Annotated in this window: 1 protein-coding gene and 1 pseudogene; one reads left to right on the top strand and one right to left on the bottom strand. The window is 59.3% G+C overall.

The features are described 5' to 3' along the window. The first annotated feature begins 153 nt into the window (after nucleotides 1-153). On the top strand, nucleotides 154-681 hold the full coding sequence (locus EWE75_RS25415; protein WP_206364889.1) for a hypothetical protein: 528 nt from the start codon (nucleotides 154-156) through the stop codon (nucleotides 679-681). Nucleotides 682-860: 179 nt separating this feature from the next. On the opposite strand, the pseudogene EWE75_RS24605 reads toward EWE75_RS25415, so the two are convergent. Continuing rightward, nucleotides 861-1,335 (bottom strand): annotated as a pseudogene (locus tag EWE75_RS24605) (IS630 family transposase); the annotation flags it as partial.

Below are 1,335 nucleotides of genomic sequence, written 5' to 3'. Positions count from 1 at the left end.
CTATGACGACATCGTCGACCATTGCTGCGACGCCTGGAACAAGCTGGTCGACCAGCCCTGGAAGATCATGTCTATCGGCCTGCGTGATTGGGCTCGCGAGTTCTGATCAGTGAATCTTGGTATAAGGCAATGCTACGTCTGGTAATCGACGAGGTGATCGTCGACCAGCGCCGCGCCAAAGGCATGGTCTGGATCCGCATCCTCTGGCAAACTGGCGCCGCGACTGAGCATTGGCTGACGCGGCGCACGCAATCCTATGCCGACGCCGCGCATGCCGAACAGATCGAGAAGCGAGTCCGCGAACTTAACGCGCAAGGCCGCATGGATGCCCAGATCGCCGCCGTCCTAAATGACGAGGTTTTGCGAAACAGTCGTGGTGGTGCGTTCGATAACGGCACGATCCATCTTTTGCGCAAGCGGTGGGATATCCCGATAGCCAAGATCAATGGGGTCGAACGCAATCCGCCACGATGGCCAGACGGCAGCTACTCTATCCAGGGTGCGGCGGATACGCTTGGCGTCACTGCGCAAACCGTGCTCAAATGGCTCAACAAAGGCCGACTTCACGGCCGCCAGTTGGCAAAAGGTCAGCCGTGGCAGATCGACTTGGTCGATGAGGAGATCGGCCCGCTCAAGGCGCAGGTGCGCCGGACGACCCCTTCAAGGAGAACAGCATCATGAAACGTTCGGCGATGCCCAGATGACCACCGCGCTGCTCGGTCGGCTCACGCACCATTGAACCATCCCCGCACTGCGGGACAATATCCACCCGGGTCACTTCTCGATGAAAATCCCGGGTCAACTCTCAGCGGAAATCAATACGATAGCGGAAATGTTGTAGTTATACCAAGGCGCATTGATCAGAACCCATGTGCCCACTGTCGCAGTCCGATGGACATGATGCGCCATGGTTGCTCGACGAGCGCGTTCCAAGCGAAGCAGCAATGGTCGACGATGTCCTCGTAGGATGTGAAGATGCGGTTGGACAACCAGTTGTCACGCATGAACTGCCAAAGGTTCTCGACGGGTTTGAGTTCCGGGCATCTCGGCGGCAGCGGCATCAGGGTGATATTGGGCGGCACGATCAACTCGGCTGATCCGTGCCATCCGGCCTGATCGAGCAGCAAGACGGCATGGGCGCCCGGCGCGACGTGGAAGGCGATTTCCTCGAGATGCATGCTCATAGCCTCGCTGTTGCATTTGGGCATGACGATGCCCGCAGCTTTGCCTTCAGCGGGGAGATTGCGCCGAAGATCCATGCTGAGGAGCGGCGCTGATCCTTGGGCGCTGAGGGGCGTGTGCCGCGCCTGGCCCAACGCCGGGTGAGCTTGGTCT

Origin of the sequence: Sphingomonas populi (assembly GCF_004208535.1) — a bacterium.
Taxonomy (GTDB): domain Bacteria; phylum Pseudomonadota; class Alphaproteobacteria; order Sphingomonadales; family Sphingomonadaceae; genus Sphingomonas; species Sphingomonas populi.
The sequence above is the reverse complement of the archived record's forward strand: the minus strand, read 5'-3'. Positions and strand labels throughout refer to the sequence as shown.